Source organism: Aeromonas sp. R1-2 (assembly GCF_040908505.1).
GTDB classification, from domain to species: Bacteria; Pseudomonadota; Gammaproteobacteria; order Enterobacterales; family Aeromonadaceae; genus Aeromonas; species Aeromonas veronii.
The window spans coordinates 135,680-153,131 of the sequence record NZ_JBFODU010000027.1; the positions used below are offsets into that span (position 1 = coordinate 135,680).

Sequence of the window (17,452 nt, forward strand, 5' to 3'; positions counted from 1 at the left end):
GTGAGCTTCTGTAAATTCGAATATAATATGCTGATCAAGAGACCAATAAACATCACACCGAAATAAAATAATTTATTTTTTTTTATGATAGAAATCGCTTCACCCACTGTTTGAATCTACTTTCAAAATCATCAACAGAAAGCGAGTTTACACCACGACCACTCAAATCCTTAGTAAAAACAACATCAGCCTTCTCATTATTTGGATGCCAGTTTAAAAAATTTTGATCTGGCTCACCACTTTTAGAATTATAAATTGCCAATGTTGGTAAATTCAGACCGGAAGCGATGTGTATCGTAGCAGTATCTACGGATACCAACCCAATTGACATTCGTAGCTGAGAGAATAGTGACTCAATTGACACGTCTTCTGGCGGTAAACAAAAAACTCGTCCAGGATCTATGGTTTTAGCTATCATATGTTCAATTACCTTAACTTGATCACGCATACCTAACAATACGATAGAAAAACCCGTTTCTCTTAGCATGAAATCGCACAGGGAAATTATCAACTCAGAGTTCATTCTTCGAGATGACCCACTCCCATAAGGATTAAAACAAATAGTATTGCTCTTTTGTGGCCACCGATATGAACTTATTTTATTTTCAACTAATGGGAAGTCAGGAATGATATATTTCGCATCAACATTAAAAAATCCAATTCCATTTAAAAAATAAACAAACTTCTCACTAAAATGCATTTCTGATGTTACTTGACCAAGTTTAATATTTATTAAATCAAGGTCATCATCCATCCCCGCAATGCATGTTGTAGAGAGCTTACTTAGAAAATAAATGTCTCTCATTTTTAGCTTCTCACCAAAATGAAGAGCATAATCGACAAAACCTATTTTCTCTGCCAACAGACGCAACTCTCTATAAGAAGGCCGTTTTTTTATAACAAAAACATCACCTCCCCAAATATTCTCATACAATTTCTGTATGTTAGAATTGCAAATTACTATAAGTTGATTGTTTTTATTCTCTTTTTTAATCTCCCTATATAACCAAGAGCAAACTATAGAATCCCCTAGTTTGGCATCCCAACGAATAACCAGAAATTTTTTCCCATTACCTCTAGATATTGAAAGATTGTGTTTGTTACAATTTCTCTCTTTATCGAACAGTATTCTTGCCAGACGCCTTCTAAATAAATCTCGCCCTATGAAAAATTGATCTTTAATAGTCTTAAATAGCCGAAATTTCATTTTAATCAACTGCCTTTTTTTCTATTCCCCACGGGGTGAAGTACTCCCCTGATTTAACAACAGATGCATATATCTCATCATTAACTCGATCTCTAGGAAGCTCTTTATGATACATGTGAACCTGATTAGCCAAATAAAAAATATTTTTGCATCTAAAACCAGCCAACTTCAATCTGAATTCAACATCAGTATCTTCTCCGACCCCCGCAGCCTCATACCGCTCATCGAATCCATTAATATAAGTCAAATCTTTCTTGTAAAGAGAAAAATTACATCCAACAACCCCTTTGTTTTTCCTATTCAACCATCTACTCAAAAATCGATTAGTAATTCTTATCCCTTTCTCTATATTTTTCCCTTTCCCAAGAAAAATATATTCTGCAAGCATAAAAAATAAGTTCTCTTTAAAAAATGACTCTGGCCTGACAAGTGTTATTTTCTGACTAAATGATGGTGACAAGTCCGCCCTTCTTCCATTTAAAAAACAACCAACCTCTGCATTTTCCAAATGATCACGAACAAAGTTAGCTTGTGGAATGCAATCGCCATCAATAAATATTATGTACTCATTGGATGCAAGTAACACAGCCTGATTAAGTATCTTGTTTTTTCTAAAACCTTTATCTTCATGCCATACATGCTTTATATGATAACTAAATCCTGTCTGAATAGACTTTATTTCTGAAACAACATCTTCCCTGGAGCCATCATCAGCAATAATAACCTCAAAGTTATCTTCAAACTGATTGTTAAGAGCTGACAGAATAATTTTCAATGCTTTTAAATTATTATAAAAAGCTATAATGACACTAGCTTTCATGCTCTCACCTTATGGTTATCAACATTATATTGCTCAACCTCCGAGTAGGCCAATGCAACAACAAAGAAAAATATGTAGGTTTGAAACTCAAGATAATTTGTATAGAAAACACCCAAAATTAAAAATGGAGCAATTAATATGCAACCCTTAATGAGAGATTCTTTCTTATAAAAAAGATACACAATGAAAATTAATGAGCCATAGAAAAACAACGTATACAAAAAACCCATTTTATTTGCTGAATCAAGATAAGAATTATGCAAGTCATTTAAGGAGTAATTACCTTGCGTTAATTTTATCAGATCCTCAGTATTCGAAATTTTGTTCAAATAGGCCGAGTATTCTGTCTGAAACTTATTGAACCCTATACCAAATAGAAACTTTCGAGGATAATGTGATAAATTTTCATGCAGAAGAGAAACGCCATTCCCCCACATGAGAATACGGCTAAAGTTAGAATAATCCTTGCTTGTAGTCTCAGTTACAGATGTAGCCCTTCCCGCTACAGCATTAAATTGTGAGGGCATTGCTAGATAAAGAGAAAAAATCAACACACATGCAACCGGAGTAAAAACATACAACATTTTCCGATTCATAAAGATCATATACACCACAAAGGAAAATGATGCAGCAATCCAACCAGCACGACCGCCAGATATTATAAGACTCAAGAAAGTCACAAACAAAAATAATCCAATGACAATTTTCTTTGATGCCGTCATATCATCAGACAATTTTGGCAACATAAATGCAAAGACAAATGTTGTGATCTCAGCCCACCGACCTATATCCCAGAACCCACCAAATCGCTCACCACTCCAAGTATGTGGAAGCAGAACAAATGCTTGGACAAAAGACCATAATACCGATAGAAGAAAACCCAACATCGATATCGAGAATGCTAATCGTCTATTTTTATTCTCTCGCAAAGAAATAACTAAGACCGGGAAAACCAATAAAAACATCCCCTTATAAAAAAAATGACCTATATCCACAAAGGAAGCAGGAGATATTATTTTTGCGAAGACCCCGAATAGGAACACCGCGATTGGCCCCCATAAAACAACATCGCGTTTCACCACATTATAATATTCTCTGTCAAAAACACATCGTCCAATAAAAAACACTATCATTAGTGCCGATGAAATATAAATAGCTGGCTTACTAGTAAATATGGAAGCAGCAAACAAACAAAGTAAATATCTTTCTATTTTTTTGTAATTCATTTTCTTCTCTTTCATTTTCTAAAAACATAATTCCCGCGGATCTTGCGCCACAGCCCGAATACATCAGTGCGGGGAAAGATGGCGATCCGGCGGATCTGGAAAGGGTCCAGGTGCATCGCTTTGGGGCCGCTATTGGTAGCGACAGCAAAACGATACCCGGCGGTGATAGCCTGTTCCTTGGCACTCTCGTTCATATCTCCGTAAGGGTAGGCAAACGAGAGCAACGGATGGCCAAGCAGGGCCTCCAGTTGGCGTTTATTCTCCTGAATTTCATGGGCTTGTTGTTCGGATGTGAGCTTGCTCAAGCGGGGATGGGTCAGGGTATGACCACCAATTTCCACATGACCGCTGGCGGCCAGCGCCTTGACCTGCTCACCACTCATCAATGAGACCTTGGTGTCCGGATTAGTCGGATGCTCTACATCCCAACGGTTATAGCCTTCACCGGTAACCACGTACACCACAGCTTTATAACCATATTTTTCCAGCAGTGGCAGCATGCGGGTCAGGTTGTCCTGATAGCCGTCATCGGCGGTGATCATCAGGTACTTCTTGCCGTATTGCAGACGGTGGATAAAGCCTTTGTCCGCCAAATCGCGGAAAGTCAGGGTCTCGTAGCCGAGCCACTTCATCAGGCGCAGATGCTTCTCGAACATGGCGATCGGCATCCAAGTACCGTGCACTCCTTTCTCGCTATCCTGCTCGATAAAACGGTGGTACATGATAACCGGCATCTCGCGGCGCAGGGTTTCGACTACAGCATCCTGATAGATGGCTTCGAGGCCGGATACCACCCCCTGCAAGCCATACTCATCCTGAATGCGTTGGCGAATGGCTTCCGGCACCACCTTGCTTGTGAGGGCCGATTCGATTTCGCCCTTCAGCGCGGCAAAATCGATGGCCAGATCCTTGGGGCCGATATCGCCAAAATTGCTGGCCAGCGCCTCGTCCAGATTCTGTTCGGTCACCAGACCAATGGCTCTGGCTTCACCAATGGCAAAAGCGGGTCGACCACAGAGCAGTGCTTCCATCGCAACCCGACCCGCGCCGATCACCAGATCGCAACTCGCCAGCAGAGCGGGAACATCATCGACATAACCAACAAACTCGGCGCGTCCTTCGAAACGGGCAAAGCGCTCCGGAACCTTGGTACCGCTGACAATCCGCACCCGACAGGCATCCAGATCGAGCACTTCGTCGAGCAGACGGTAGCAAAGCTCTCCTTTGGGGCCGCTCAAACGGCCAATGATGGCAATCACCGGCTTTGGGTTGTCTGGCGCTGGCACAGGCTGGAATTTGTCGGTTTCGATACCGTTGCGCAGCACCTGCACGATCGCGGGATCGACCCCCAGATTGTCGACTATCTGATGGGCAATATCTTCACAAACGGCAACCGCCCGATAGCCGAGTGCATGGAAGGCCTTGCGCGAAGCGTGCACCGGCTGGCGACCATGCACCGTGGTGATCATCGGGGTGCCAGTCAGCTTGCAAGCCACATAGCTGCTCCAGCCGGAGGCGCGGGAGTGAGCATGCACCAACTGAATATGATGCTTCTTGATGAGATAAATGAGGTAAAAGACGTGCCAGAAGCGGCGCAGAATGCTGCGCTTGTTGAATCTCAGCTTGAAGACGGGGCCAAGCGTCGGCTTGGTCAGGGTATCTGACACATAAAAGACGTGGTGACCACGCCGGGTCAGTTCGTTACCGACCGTGGTGGCATAGACCTCAGCTCCCGTTACCTCGAGCTGGGAGAGTGCCATCAATATATTCATCGCGCGGTTACCCGGTAGAGAAGAGAGGAACGACAAGCAGCCACAGAGACCAGAAACCGGAAGCAGGCGAGTGCCCACTTCCGGTTTTGCGCTCAAACGGCCGCGTTGTGCTCACCTGTTAGCGGTTGAGCCAAGCCATGTAATCCGCTACCCCTTCGGCAACGGTTTTAAACTCGGCGTCATAACCCACGCTGCGCAGCTTGGTCATGTCAGCCTGGGTGAAGCTCTGGTAGCGACCCTTGAGGTGATCCGGGAAGGGAATGTACTCAATGGCTCCCTTCTGATGATGCTTGATCACCGCTTCGGCCACGTTCTGGAACGGCTCGGCACGACCGGTACCGCAGTTGAAGATGCCGGAGTGCTGCGGGTTCTGCCAGAACCAGAGGTTTACCTTGCAGACGTCGTCGATATAGATGAAGTCACGCATCTGACCACCGTTCGGGAAGCCATCGCAACCTTCGAACAGCTTGGGATTCTCGCCCTTCTTCACCTGGGTATTGAGGTGGAAGGCGACGGAAGCCATGGAGCCTTTGTGCTGCTCGCGCGGGCCGTAGACGTTGAAGTACTTCAGACCGACAACCTGAGAGTTGATCTCCGGCATCCAGCGGCGCACGTACTGGTCAAACAACTGCTTGGAGTAGCCGTAGACGTTGAGCGGCTGTTCGAACTTGGGATCTTCGATGAAGTTGTCGTTGCGGCCACCGTAGGTCGCGGCAGAAGAGGCGTAAATAAACGGGATTTCACGCTCGATGCAGTAGTGGAACAGATCCTTGGAGTACTCGTAGTTGACCTCCATGATGAACTTGCCGTTCCATTCGGTAGTCGCAGAGCAGGCGCCTTCGTGGAAGATCACCTCGATACCGTTGTCCCACTCTTCAAACTCGTCGCCGGAGACGATGCGAGCCTGAAACTCGTCCTTGTCCATGTAGTCAGCGATGGTCAGATCGACCAGGTTGACGAACTTGGTGCCGTCGGTCAGGTCATCAATGACCACGATATCGGTCCGTCCTTGAGCGTTCAGCTGCTTGACCAGATTGCTGCCGATAAAGCCAGCACCGCCAGTTACTACGATCATGGAGTTTGCCTCTCGTACGTTGATGGCTACATGTGACTGCTTGTTAAAGCTGTGTATAGTGAGCCAATTTGAAATTGCCGAAAAGTTTATCACGGGCCGTCCGGGGATTCGACCTTGTTCAAAACTGCCCCGAGCGGAACCTGTTGGAGGAATGAGTGATGAAAACCAGAGACAGGATCATTCACAGCGCGACCGAGCTGTTCAACGATCAGGGTGAACGCAACATCACCACCAACCATATTGCGGCGCACATGGGTATCAGCCCGGGCAACCTCTACTACCACTTCCGCAATAAAGAAGACATCATCCACTCCATCTTCGACCAGTATGCCCGTCACCTGAGCGAGAGCTTCGTCCCGACCCGCAACCGTGAAATCACCCTGCAGGATCTGATGGGCTATCTCGATGCCATCTTCTATCTGATGTGGCAGTTCCGCTTCTTCTACGCCAATCTGCCGGACATCCTGAGCCGTGACGAGCCGCTGCAACAGAAGTACCTCAAGGCCCAGGAGCAGATGCGTTCTTCCGTGGTCGCCCTGCTCAGAAGCCTGCGCGAAGGGGGCATCATAGATGTCAGCGATGAAGACCTGCCGGATCTGGGCCAGACCATCAAGATGGTGGTGACCTGCTGGATCCCGTTCCAGATTGCCCAAGCCCCCAACACCCGCATCACCAAACCGCTGCTCTATCAGGGCGTGTTGAAGGTGCTGTTCCTGCTGCGCCCCTATGTGCAACCCCAGGTGGCCGGACAGATCCAGCAGCTGGAACAACACTACCGTCAGCTGGCCCAACCAGCTGGGTGAGATCTGTTTCACACTTGTTGAATATCAGCACAATCATTTGAATTTACCGCAACAGATTGCAGTAAAATGTCGCCCTCTGTTGATACGCAGCTGAAATAGCCAATAAGGATCGAGGATGTCTAACGGATTCTATCGTCACCTGACCGAGCAACTGAACCAGGTGCAAGCTGAAGGGTTGTACAAGCAGGAGCGCATCATCACCTCCGCCCAGCAGGCCAGCATCGCCGTCGGCGGTGAGCAGGTACTGAACTTCTGTGCCAACAACTATCTGGGGCTGGCCAACCACCCAGATCTGATCGCCGCCGCCCATCAGGGGCTCGACAGCCACGGCTTCGGCATGGCTTCTGTGCGCTTCATCTGTGGCACCCAGGATCAGCACAAAGCGCTGGAGCAGAAGATGTCTGCCTTCCTCGGCACCGAAGATACCATCCTCTACTCCTCCTGTTTCGATGCCAACGGCGGTCTTTTTGAGACCCTGTTCGGCGCTGAAGATGCCATCATCTCCGATGCCCTCAACCACGCCTCCATCATCGACGGCGTGCGGCTGTGCAAGGCCAAGCGTTATCGTTACGCCAACAACGACATGGCCGAACTGGAAGCCCAGCTCAAACAGGCTGACGCCGATGGCGCCCGCTTCAAGCTGATCGCCACCGACGGTGTCTTCTCCATGGATGGGGTCATCGCCGACCTCAAATCCATCTGCGATCTGGCGGACAAATACGATGCGCTGGTGATGGTGGATGACTCCCACGCCGTCGGCTTTATCGGCGAAAACGGTCGCGGCACCCACGAATATTGCGGCGTGATGGATCGGGTCGACATCATCACCGGCACTCTGGGCAAGGCGCTTGGCGGCGCATCCGGCGGCTATACCTCCGGCAAGAAAGAGGTGATCGACTGGCTGCGTCAGCGCTCCCGCCCGTACCTCTTCTCCAACTCGCTGGCCCCCTCCATCGTTGCCGCCACCATCAAGGTGATCGACATGCTGGCGGAAGGTCACGACCTGCGCGCACGTCTAAAAGAGAACAGCCGTTACTTCCGCGAGCGGATGAGCGCCGCCGGCTTCACTCTGGCAGGCGCCGACCACGCCATCATTCCGGTGATGCTGGGGGATGCCAAACTGGCCTCCGAAATGGCGAGCCGCATGCTGGCAGCTGGCATCTATGTGGTGGGCTTCTCCTTCCCGGTCGTGCCCAAGGGTCAGGCCCGCATTCGCACCCAGATGTCTGCCGCCCATACCCGCGAGCAGCTGGACAAGGCGATCGACGCCTTTATCCGCATCGGCCGTGAACTCGGCGTTATCTGATTTGAATCAAGGGGCTGCAGCCCCTTTTTTCTGCATTCATATTGAAGGAACAGCCATGAAAGCACTCTCCAAACTGCACAAAGAGGTCGGCATCTGGATGACGGATGTACCGGCCCCCGAGCTCGGCCACAACGACCTGCTGATCAAGATCCGCAAAACCGCCATCTGCGGCACCGATATCCACATCTACAACTGGGACGAGTGGTCCCAGAAGACCATTCCGGTACCCATGGTGGTCGGCCATGAATATGTCGGCGAAGTGGTCGCCATCGGTCAGGAGGTGCGCGGCTTCGCCATCGGCGATCGGGTCTCCGGTGAAGGGCATATCACCTGCGGTCACTGCCGTAACTGCCGCGCTGGCCGCACTCACCTCTGCCGCAACACCATTGGTGTTGGCGTCAACCGCCCGGGCGCCTTTGCCGAGTATCTGGTGATCCCCGCATTCAACGCCTTCAAGCTGCCGGACAACATCCCGGACGAGCTGGCCGCCATCTTCGACCCGTTCGGCAATGCGGTGCACACCGCCCTCTCCTTCGATCTGGTGGGTGAAGATGTGCTCATCACCGGGGCAGGCCCCATCGGCATCATGGCCGCCGCCGTCTGCCGCCATGTGGGTGCGCGCCACGTGGTGATCACCGACGTCAACGAATACCGGCTGGAGCTGGCCCGCAAGATGGGCGCCACCCGCGCGGTCAACGTGGCCAAGGAGAAGCTGGCCGACGTAATGAGCGAGCTGGGCATGACCGAAGGGTTTGACGTGGGGCTGGAGATGTCCGGCGTCCCGAGCGCCTTCCAGGAGATGCTCGACAAGATGAACCACGGCGGCAAGATCGCCATGCTCGGCATCCCCCCCTCCACCATGGCCATCGACTGGAACAAGGTGATCTTCAAGGGGCTGTTTATCAAAGGGATCTATGGCCGCGAGATGTTCGAGACCTGGTACAAAATGGCCAGCCTGATCCAGTCCGGGCTGGATCTCTCCCCCATCATCACCCACAGATTCCACATCGACGAATTCCAGCAGGGGTTCGATGCGATGCGTTCCGGCCACTCCGGCAAGGTGATCCTGAGCTGGGATAAATAACCCTTTTCACCCCTTGGTTACTCGAAACCCGGCGAATGCCGGGTTTCTTTTTATCTCCACCACCCGAATTGCCGTGATATCGCCCAAAACTTTGCACGCAGAGTGTTTAACACTTCACACACAAGCGTTTAAATGGCTGTAACTATTCGGTTATAATCCCGTCGTTTACATGGATAATAAAAGACTGCTGGGAGTATATGAGCGTGTTGAAAAAACTGAGCTATTTGCTGGCTGTCGGGATGACGGCCGCCAGCTTGTCTGGGGCAGTGCTTGCTGCCGATGAAATGTCACCGGAAGCCATTGCCGAGCGGATCAAACCAATCGGTCAGGTCTATACCGCCAAGGATCTGGAAGGTATTGCCGGCGCGAGTGCTGCACCGACGGCGGCCGCCTCTTCCGGTCCCCGCGATGGCGAAACGGTATACAAGGGCGCCTGCTTTGCCTGTCACGACACCGGCGCCGCTGGTGCCCCCAAACGGGGTGACAAGGCCGCCTGGGATCCTCGCATCGCCCAGGGCATTGATACTCTCAAGAAACATGCCATTGAAGGCTTTACCGGCAAGTCCGGCATGATGCCTCCGCGCGGCACCTGTGCGAACTGTAGTGATGAAGAGATTGAAAACGCCATCCACTACATGATCGACAAGCTGTAAGTATTTGAAAGGGCCGCAATTGCGGCCCTTTCAATCTATCGGCTTCCGACTACTCTTGTAAGGTAGACATATCGGGAGTTGCACATGTCGGCCCAATCCATCGAACCCCACTACTCAACTCCTCTGTTGGCGTTGGTCTCTGCCATTATGGACTTCCCGGCGCCACAAACCGCCACGTCTGACGATTACGATGCCCTGATCCAGCAGATTGACCAACTCTGCCCGCTGCAACATTTCGGCATGCTGGGCCTCTCCGATACCGGTCTAAACTGGCTTTACGCCTACAAGGTCAGCGATATCTTCAAGCAACAGCTGGGCCGGGAGCAGTCCCGCATCACCGATCAGCTCACCCAGCTGGATGAGGCCGAAGGATGGTGCGTCTTCCCCATCGAGCATGGCCAGATACAGTGGTTGCTGGCGCGTGGCACCCCAGCCGACCTGCCGACCCTGCGTCTGCTGCTGGAGTGTCTGGCCAAACGGCTGACCGAAACCCAGGCGGGATCCCATCTCACCGAGCTGCCTTCTCCGCTGATCCGCAAAGACCCGAACTGGAAAAAGAAAATCGAGAGCATCAGCCGCATCATGCGGCTCGCCAATACCCTGCCGGCTCAGGCGCTCTTCTCCCAACTGGAAGCGGTACTGCGCCAGATGCTCACCATCGAGGACATGCTGCTGGTCAGGTTAACCAGTCAGAAGCTGGAAAAGATCTACCCTGCCCATCCCCATCAAGGGGACGAGTTCATCAGCGGCTTGTGCCACAGCACCAGCAATATCGAGGTGAGCAGGGAGTCACGCTACTGGCACAGCATGCCGCTGCGGCTGCAACAACAGTACTTCGCCCACTTCATCATCAGCACGGCTCAACCGCTGGAGACCGACGACAAGCTGTTTCTCGACTTCCTGCGTGGCCAGCTTACCCTGCTGCTGGAGCTGAGACGGATCCGCCAGCAGCTCAACGACATCAATACCGAAGACTCCATCAACCAGCGGCTGCAACAGCTGCGTCAGACCAACCTCAGGCTGCAAAAGCAGCTCAAGCAGCATCAGGAGCTGGAACGGCGGCTGCAATTCGATGCGCTTCACGACCCACTGACCCAGCTGCCCAACCGCGCGCTGTTGATGAACCACCTCAACCACGCCATGACCCACTACAACCGCTACAAATCGCCGGGATTCGCGGTGATTTTTATCGATGTGGATCACTTCAAGCAGATCAATGACACCCTGGGCCACAGCGCTGGCGATCAGCTGCTCAAGGAGGTGAGCCGCCGCCTGCAGACCTGCATCCGGCAAAACGATCTGGTGGCCAGACTGGGGGGCGACGAATTTGTCATCTATCTGGACAGCAGCAAGAGCGACGATGACATCAGCCCGGTGCTCAACCGCATTATCAGCCGTCTCTCCTACCCGTTCCGGCTACTCGGCAACGAGTTGAGCATTACGGTCAGCCTTGGGGTATCGAGCGTCTCCGAGCAAACCTCAGATATCAGCCAGCTGCTCCATCAGGCCGATCTGGCCATGTATCAGGCCAAACGCAATGGTCGCAGTCGCATCGTCAGCTACTCGGATGATTGCATCAACCAGAACTGGAATTCGCCGGAAGAGATGCTGGCCAGAGCCCTGCGGGAGGGGCGTATCGTCCCCTACTTCCAGCCGGTGATCCGGCTGCAGGATAGCCGCCTGACCGGACTGGAGGTGATGGCGCGCTGGCTGACCGAGGAGGGTATTCTAAAGGATGCGTTCGACTTTATTCCGCTGGCGGAGCAGTGCGGCCTGATTCTGGAGCTGGATTACCAGATCCTGCGCCACACCTGCCAACAGCTGAAGAACTGGCAGCCAATCTCCGGGCAGGGCAAGTTCAAGATCGCCATCAATCTGTCGGGCAAGCATCTGGTCAACCATGACCACATCATGCGGCTGATGGGAATTATCGAAGAGGAAGGGGTCGCCCCCGGCTATCTGATTTTTGAATTCAACGAGCGGGAGCTGTCGCGACAAGATTCCGATGCACTGGCGTCGCTGCACGAGCTGCGCGCCAAGGGTATCCAGATCAGCCTCGATGATTTCGGTACCGGCTTCTCCTCCCTCAACGCCCTGTTCCACTTCCCGGTGGACTACATCAAGGTGGATGACAGCTTTACTCAGCGCATGTTGCAGTCCCCCAAAGACCTCGCACTAATCCGCGCCATGCGGGATATCTGTCAGGATCTCGATTACACCCTGGTGGTCGAGGGGATCGAGAACCAGCAGCAATTGCAGAAGCTGATTGATATCGGCTGCCGGATGGGGCAAGGGCGCTATATCTCACCGCCCATGCCGGGAGCAGACATAGTACCGCTACTGACCCCGGCCAATCCTTAGGGTTAATCCTTCTTGAACAACGCCCGCAGGTTGGCAACACCGACCTGCCCCTTCTGCTGGCGCTCCTCGGCAGTCACCTTCTTCTGGTTTTCCCATTCAAGATCATCCTGCGGCAGCTCCAGCAGGAAGCGGCTTGGCTCCGGACGTACCGACTCGCCAAACTGGCGCCGCTCCTTGCAGAGGGTGAAGGTCAGTTCGGTCTGAGCCCGGGTGATCCCCACGTAGGCGAGACGCCGCTCCTCCTCGACGTTGTCTTCATCTATGCTGGTCTGGTGGGGCAGCAAGCCCTCCTCCATCCCCACCATATAGACATAGGGGAACTCCAACCCCTTGGAGGCGTGCAGCGTCATCAGTTGCACCTGATCCGCGTCATCCTCCCCCTCGTTGCGTTCCATCATGTCGCGTAGGGTGAGGCGAGTGACCACCTGAGCCAGCGTCATCGACTCCTCCAGCTCATCCCCTTCCAGCATCTCGGTGATCCAGCGATAGAGGGTGGAGACGTTCTGCATCCGCATCTCGGCCGCTTTCGGGCTGGGCGAGGTCTCGTAGAGCCACTCTTCGTAATGGATCTCCTTGATCATGTCCCGCACCGCCTCCACCGGATTGCCGCGCAACGCCTGATCGCCAAGGCGAACCAACCAGTTGGTGAAGGCCTGCAAAGCAGTCAGGCCCCGCCCGGAGAGATGCTGTTCCAGCCCCAGTTCGAAGCTGGCAGCAAACAGGCTCTTGCCGCGCTGGTTGGCGTATTGGCCAAGCTTTTCAAGGGTGGTGGGGCCGATCTCGCGACGCGGCAGGTTGACCACCCTCAGGAAGGCGGTGTCCTCATCCGGATTCACCAGCAGCTTGAGGTAGGCCATGATGTCCTTGATCTCGGTGCGGGAGAAAAACGAGGTGCCGCCGGAGATACGGTAAGGAATCCGGTTGGTCATCAGTGCCTTCTCGAAGATGCGCGACTGATGGTTGCCCCGATAGAGGATGGCGTAATCCTTGAACCGGGTGCGGTTCATAAACTTGTGTCCCATCATCTCGGCAGCGATCCGCTCCGCTTCGTGCTCCTCGTTCTTGGCGAACAGCACCTTGAGCTTCACCCCTTCATCCAACTCGGAGAAGAGCGCCTTGTCATAGACGTGGGGGTTGTTGGCGATCAGGATGTTGGCGCATTTGAGGATCCGCCGCTTGGAGCGGTAGTTCTGCTCCAGCTTGATCAGCTTGAGGCTGGGGAAATCCTCGCTCAGCAGCACCAGATTCTGCGGCTTGGCACCGCGCCAGGAGTAGATGGACTGGTCATCATCCCCTACCACGGTAAAACGGGCCCGCTCGCCGACGATCTGCTTCACCAGCTCGTACTGGCTGGTGTTGGTGTCCTGATACTCATCGACCAGCAGATAGCGGATCTTGTTCTGCCAGCGCTCGCGCACCTCCTGATTGCTCTTGAGCAGCAGGGTGGGCATCACGATGAGGTCGTCAAAATCCAGCGCGTTATAGGCCACCATCTGGCGGTGATAACGTTCGTAGAGCTGGGCCATCAGCACCTCTTCCGGCCCGCGGGCGATGCGCATGGCACGGGCGGGCAAGATAAGGTCGTTCTTCCAGTTGGAGATTTGGCTGATAAGGGCCGAGAGCTTGTCCTTGTCGTTGTCGAGCTCGTCTTCAGTCAACTCTTTCAGCAGCGCCAGCTGGTCGGTGTCATCGAACAGGGAGAAGTTGGCCTTGAGATTCAGGCTCTTGTGCTCACGACGAATGATATCGAGACCCAGGGTATGGAAGGTGGAGACCATCAGACCCCGCGCCTCCTTACGTCCCAGGGTCTGGCCGACCCGCTCCTTCATCTCCCGCGCCGCCTTGTTGGTAAAGGTGACCGCAGCGATGTTGCGCGCACTGTAGCCGCACTGCTGCACCAGATAGGCAATCTTGTTGGTGATGACGCGGGTCTTGCCCGATCCGGCACCCGCCAGCACCAGGCAAGGGCCGGAGACATACTTGACCGCTTCGTTCTGATTGGGGTTGAGCTTCATGGGCCGGATCTCTTGGCTTATGATGAGGGGCGGCATTGTACCAGAAATCACCCGATGAGCCGTACCTACTGCACGGCAAGCAACCGCCATTCCGACTTATCGCACCTTGTGTTCGGGCGCTATTTTCAGGATCATGACCGACCTTTCGAGATGATGACTTTTTCCAGATGATGAGGGGAGCATGAATCAGCAACAGCACGACCAGCTGCGCAGCCAGTTTCCGGCCTTGGCGCAGGAGGTAAACGGCCACCCTCTGGTCTATCTGGACAACGCCGCCACCACCCAGAAACCACAAGCGGTACTGGATGCCATCGCTCACTACTATCGGGTCGACAACGCCAACGTGCACCGTGCCGCCCACGCCCTGAGTGGCCGCGCGACCCGCGCCTTCGAAACTGCCCGCGAGACGGTCGCCTGCTTTATCAATGCGCCCCGCAGCCACGAAGTGATCTGGACCCGCGGCACCACGGAAGCGATCAATCTGGTAGCCCAGAGCTGGGGGATGAGCGAGCTCAAGGCGGGGGATGAAATCATCCTCAGTACGCTGGAGCACCACGCCAATATCGTCCCGTGGCAACTGGTCGCCCAGCGCACAGGCGCAGTCATCCGGGTTATCCCCCTCGATGAGCGGGGCGATCTCGATCTGGCCGCCTATCACGCCATGCTAGGGCCACGCACCCGGCTGGTGAGCGTGGCCCACGTATCCAATGCCCTTGGCACCGTCAATCCAGTCAAAGAGATGGTGGCAGCGGCCAAGGCAGTCGGCGCTCTGACCCTGATCGACGGCGCCCAGGCGGTGGCTCATCTCGAGGTGGATGTGCAAGCCATCGGTTGCGACTTCTACGCCTTCTCCGGCCACAAACTCTATGGCCCGACCGGCATCGGTGTGTTGTGGGGCCGCACCGAGCTGTTGGAGCGGATGCCGCCCTGGCAAGCCGGTGGCGAGATGATCGATCGGGTCAGTTTCAGCGGCACCACCTTCAATACCCTGCCCTTCAAATTCGAGGCGGGCACCCCCCATATCGCTGGCGCTATTGGCCTCGCCGCCGCCATCGACTTTGTGATGGCGCAAGATAGGGAATGGCTCGCCCAACATGAGCAGGCACTGACCGACTATCTGGTCGCTGGCCTGCAACAGGTGCCGGGGCTGCGTCTGGTCGGCGAACCTGGCCAACGCGCCGGTGCGGTCTCTTTCTTGCTCGACGACATCCACCCGCAAGATGCTGCCACCCTGCTCGATATGCAGGGGATCGCCCTGCGAGTCGGCCATCACTGCGCTATGCCGCTGATGGAATCGCTCGGGATCGGCGGCACCATGCGTGCCTCGCTGGCTTGCTACAACAATCGGGATGATGTCGACGCCCTGCTGGCCGCCCTGCACAAACTCAGTGACTTCTTCTAAGGCAGACAACCGAATGAGTGACCTCGCAATCTATACCCAGATTGGCCTTGAGCCCAACGCCGACAAAATCCGCCAACTGTTTGCCGCCGCCCACGGCTGGGAGAACCAGTACCGGCTCATCATCCAGCTCGGCAAGCAGCTGCCAGCGCTACCCGCCGAATGGCAGCAGGAGGAGTTCCGCCTCAAGGGGTGTGAAAGCCAGGCTTGGCTGAAGGGAGAACAAAGCGAGGATGGCTGCTGGCACTTTGCCTGTGATTCCGATGCTCGCATCGTGCGGGGCCTAATCGTCGTCGTGCTGGCAGCACTCAACCACCAATCGTCTGCGGCGATCCAGGCTTTTGATATGGAAGACTATTTCAGCGAACTGGGACTTGAAAAACACTTGAGCCCGTCACGAGGTAACGGGCTCAGAGCGATCGTACTGGCGATCCGGGAACAAGCGGTCTAACCCGCCTTGTTCAGTGGTCGATTAGGCTTCGCTAATCGACCCAGCATCTTCATTCCCTGCCTCTTTCTCGGCTCGGGTGCCCCGCTCGGCAATCTTCTTCAATACCCGGGACGCGGCAACCAGCCCGAAGGTTGCCGTCACCGGCGTCACGGCGCCAAAACCGGAGGCGCAATCCATCTTCATGGTGCCATCGCTGGCCGCCTTGGCCTGACAGGTGCCACCATTACCATCCGGATAACTCAACTGCTCGGTTGAGAAGACACACTCCACTCCGAATTTGCGCGCCGGATTCTTGCTGAAGTTGTGCAACCGGCGCAGGTCGGAGCGAACCTTAGCAGCGAGCGGATCCTGAATGGTCTTGGCCAAATCGGCCACGGTGATTTGGGTCGGATCCATCTGCCCGCCGGCACCACCCGCTACAATCACCGGGATCTTGTTACGCTTGCAGAAGGCAATCAGCGCCACCTTGGCCTTGACCGAATCGATGGCGTCCACCACATAGTCAAACTCTCGCTTGATATGCTCGGCCAGGTTGTCGGCGGTGACGAAATCGTCCACCTCGATCACGTCGCAATCCGGATTGATGGCGCGAATGCGCTCGGCCATCACCTCGGTCTTGAGGCGACCAACCGTCCCCTGCATGGCGTGGATCTGGCGATTGGTGTTGGTGATGCAGATATCATCCATGTCGATCAGGGTGATCTGGTTGATACCGGCGCGGGCCAGCGCCTCTGCCGCCCAGGAACCGACGCCACCGATCCCCACCACACAGACCTTGGCCTGGCTAAAGGAACGCAGTGCGCTCTGACCATAAAGACGGGCAATGCCCCCGAATCGCTGTAGATATTCTGCTTTCATACCACCACCTTGCTTGAGGGCGGCCATTATAACGACAACCAACGCCAGCGGCGATGACAGAACCGGAGAAAATAGGGGAGGAAAAACAGGGAAAACGGCAGGGAAGAGGGAATAAAAGGTCAATATTAAGGCGATTTACTGAATTGTAGGCAATAAAAAACCCCGCTCGATGAGCGGGGTTTCTTGTATTGGGTGCCTGGCAGTGTCCTACTCTCGCATGGCGAATGCCACACTACCATCGGCGCTACCGCGTTTCACTTCTGAGTTCGGCATGGGATCAGGTGGTTCCACGGCGCTATTGCCGCCAGGCAAATTCTTCAATCTGAGAAAGCTGACGTGAGTAACGAGGTTGCCTATTGGCTTGTCGCTATCACTGAATTTGAGTAGTTCGCTTGGTATCTGTTACAAGCCTTAGAACACTT

Annotated in this window: 14 protein-coding genes and 1 rRNA gene; 7 read left to right on the top strand and 8 right to left on the bottom strand. The window is 53.6% G+C overall.

Translation table 11 applies throughout. The features are described from left to right. Positions 1-82: 82 nt before the first annotated feature. From AB5Y76_RS11035 to rfaD, 5 genes are all read right to left on the bottom strand, one after another. Entirely contained in the window at positions 83-1,207 is a 1,125-nt protein-coding gene (locus AB5Y76_RS11035) for a glycosyltransferase family 9 protein (protein WP_113740202.1), read from the bottom strand. Between the two features lies 1 nt (position 1,208). Further along, positions 1,209-2,027: a glycosyltransferase gene (locus tag AB5Y76_RS11040; RefSeq protein WP_263717959.1), complete on the bottom strand. Its 819-nt coding sequence runs from the start codon at positions 2,025-2,027 to the stop codon at positions 1,209-1,211. Beyond that, the gene (locus AB5Y76_RS11045; RefSeq protein WP_236325018.1) at positions 2,024-3,253 is read right to left on the bottom strand and encodes an O-antigen ligase; all 1,230 of its coding nucleotides are present in this window, start codon (positions 3,251-3,253) and stop codon (positions 2,024-2,026) included. Before AB5Y76_RS11045 ends, AB5Y76_RS11040 begins: the two co-directional genes overlap by 4 nt. 11 nt (positions 3,254-3,264) lie before the next feature. Next, positions 3,265-5,025 (bottom strand): polysaccharide deacetylase family protein, encoded by a 1,761-nt coding sequence (locus tag AB5Y76_RS11050; protein WP_263717958.1) that lies wholly within the window; start codon positions 5,023-5,025, stop codon positions 3,265-3,267. Between the two features lie 118 nt (positions 5,026-5,143). Further along, a complete protein-coding gene (gene rfaD / locus AB5Y76_RS11055; RefSeq protein ID WP_005340846.1) occupies positions 5,144-6,100 on the bottom strand; it encodes an ADP-glyceromanno-heptose 6-epimerase in 957 nt (318 codons plus the stop codon). Between the two features lie 158 nt (positions 6,101-6,258). On the opposite strand from rfaD, the gene AB5Y76_RS11060 reads away from it, so the two are divergent. From AB5Y76_RS11060 to AB5Y76_RS11080, 5 genes are all read left to right on the top strand, one after another. Beyond that, complete coding sequence (locus AB5Y76_RS11060; RefSeq protein ID WP_005340848.1) at positions 6,259-6,903, top strand: TetR/AcrR family transcriptional regulator; 645 nt, start codon at positions 6,259-6,261, stop codon at positions 6,901-6,903. 115 nt (positions 6,904-7,018) lie between these two features. Further along, positions 7,019-8,209: a glycine C-acetyltransferase gene (locus AB5Y76_RS11065; protein WP_005342487.1), complete on the top strand. Its 1,191-nt coding sequence runs from the start codon at positions 7,019-7,021 to the stop codon at positions 8,207-8,209. 55 nt (positions 8,210-8,264) lie between these two features. Next, complete coding sequence (tdh, locus tag AB5Y76_RS11070; RefSeq protein ID WP_005340852.1) at positions 8,265-9,293, top strand: L-threonine 3-dehydrogenase; 1,029 nt, start codon at positions 8,265-8,267, stop codon at positions 9,291-9,293. A 197-nt stretch (positions 9,294-9,490) separates the two neighbouring features. Beyond that, entirely contained in the window at positions 9,491-9,946 is a 456-nt protein-coding gene (locus AB5Y76_RS11075; RefSeq protein WP_041234042.1) for a cytochrome c5 family protein, read from the top strand. 84 nt (positions 9,947-10,030) lie between these two features. After that, positions 10,031-12,307: a bifunctional diguanylate cyclase/phosphodiesterase gene (locus AB5Y76_RS11080; protein WP_263717956.1), complete on the top strand. Its 2,277-nt coding sequence runs from the start codon at positions 10,031-10,033 to the stop codon at positions 12,305-12,307. Positions 12,308-12,309: 2 nt separating this feature from the next. Here the strand turns inward: AB5Y76_RS11080 and rep are convergent, their stop codons facing one another. After that, positions 12,310-14,322 carry a DNA helicase Rep gene (gene rep / locus AB5Y76_RS11085; protein WP_069529784.1) on the bottom strand — a complete coding sequence of 671 codons (2,013 nt, stop codon included), beginning with the start codon at positions 14,320-14,322 and terminating at the stop codon, positions 12,310-12,312. 181 nt (positions 14,323-14,503) lie between these two features. Between rep and AB5Y76_RS11090 the strand changes: the two genes are divergently transcribed. Both AB5Y76_RS11090 and AB5Y76_RS11095 read left to right on the top strand, forming a co-directional pair. Beyond that, entirely contained in the window at positions 14,504-15,724 is a 1,221-nt protein-coding gene (locus tag AB5Y76_RS11090; RefSeq protein ID WP_263717954.1) for an aminotransferase class V-fold PLP-dependent enzyme, read from the top strand. 13 nt (positions 15,725-15,737) lie between these two features. Further along, complete coding sequence (locus AB5Y76_RS11095) at positions 15,738-16,172, top strand: SufE family protein (protein WP_263717953.1); 435 nt, start codon at positions 15,738-15,740, stop codon at positions 16,170-16,172. Positions 16,173-16,193: 21 nt separating this feature from the next. Here AB5Y76_RS11095 and tcdA read toward each other — a convergent pair whose 3' ends face one another. After that, positions 16,194-17,030 (bottom strand): tRNA cyclic N6-threonylcarbamoyladenosine(37) synthase TcdA, encoded by an 837-nt coding sequence (gene tcdA, locus AB5Y76_RS11100; protein ID WP_263717952.1) that lies wholly within the window; start codon positions 17,028-17,030, stop codon positions 16,194-16,196. Positions 17,031-17,224: 194 nt separating this feature from the next. Continuing rightward, positions 17,225-17,339 (bottom strand): 5S ribosomal RNA (gene rrf / locus AB5Y76_RS11105). Positions 17,340-17,452 lie beyond the last annotated feature (113 nt).

What these genes read in the sequence shown, in the direction of transcription:
- AB5Y76_RS11050 (WP_263717958.1), bottom strand. Translation starts at nt 5,025, where the DNA reads ATGAATATATTGATGGCACTCTCCCAGCTCGAGGTAACGGGAGCTGAG.
- AB5Y76_RS11065 (WP_005342487.1), top strand. Translation starts at nt 7,019, where the DNA reads ATGTCTAACGGATTCTATCGTCACCTGACCGAGCAACTGAACCAGGTG.
- AB5Y76_RS11060 (WP_005340848.1), top strand. Translation starts at nt 6,259, where the DNA reads ATGAAAACCAGAGACAGGATCATTCACAGCGCGACCGAGCTGTTCAAC.
- AB5Y76_RS11045 (WP_236325018.1), bottom strand. Translation starts at nt 3,253, where the DNA reads ATGAATTACAAAAAAATAGAAAGATATTTACTTTGTTTGTTTGCTGCT.
- AB5Y76_RS11075 (WP_041234042.1), top strand. Translation starts at nt 9,491, where the DNA reads ATGAGCGTGTTGAAAAAACTGAGCTATTTGCTGGCTGTCGGGATGACG.
- rep (WP_069529784.1), bottom strand. Translation starts at nt 14,322, where the DNA reads ATGAAGCTCAACCCCAATCAGAACGAAGCGGTCAAGTATGTCTCCGGC.
- AB5Y76_RS11090 (WP_263717954.1), top strand. Translation starts at nt 14,504, where the DNA reads ATGAATCAGCAACAGCACGACCAGCTGCGCAGCCAGTTTCCGGCCTTG.
- AB5Y76_RS11040 (WP_263717959.1), bottom strand. Translation starts at nt 2,027, where the DNA reads ATGAAAGCTAGTGTCATTATAGCTTTTTATAATAATTTAAAAGCATTG.
- rfaD (WP_005340846.1), bottom strand. Translation starts at nt 6,100, where the DNA reads ATGATCGTAGTAACTGGCGGTGCTGGCTTTATCGGCAGCAATCTGGTC.
- AB5Y76_RS11095 (WP_263717953.1), top strand. Translation starts at nt 15,738, where the DNA reads ATGAGTGACCTCGCAATCTATACCCAGATTGGCCTTGAGCCCAACGCC.
- tdh (WP_005340852.1), top strand. Translation starts at nt 8,265, where the DNA reads ATGAAAGCACTCTCCAAACTGCACAAAGAGGTCGGCATCTGGATGACG.
- tcdA (WP_263717952.1), bottom strand. Translation starts at nt 17,030, where the DNA reads ATGAAAGCAGAATATCTACAGCGATTCGGGGGCATTGCCCGTCTTTAT.
- AB5Y76_RS11080 (WP_263717956.1), top strand. Translation starts at nt 10,031, where the DNA reads ATGTCGGCCCAATCCATCGAACCCCACTACTCAACTCCTCTGTTGGCG.
- AB5Y76_RS11035 (WP_113740202.1), bottom strand. Translation starts at nt 1,207, where the DNA reads ATGAAATTTCGGCTATTTAAGACTATTAAAGATCAATTTTTCATAGGG.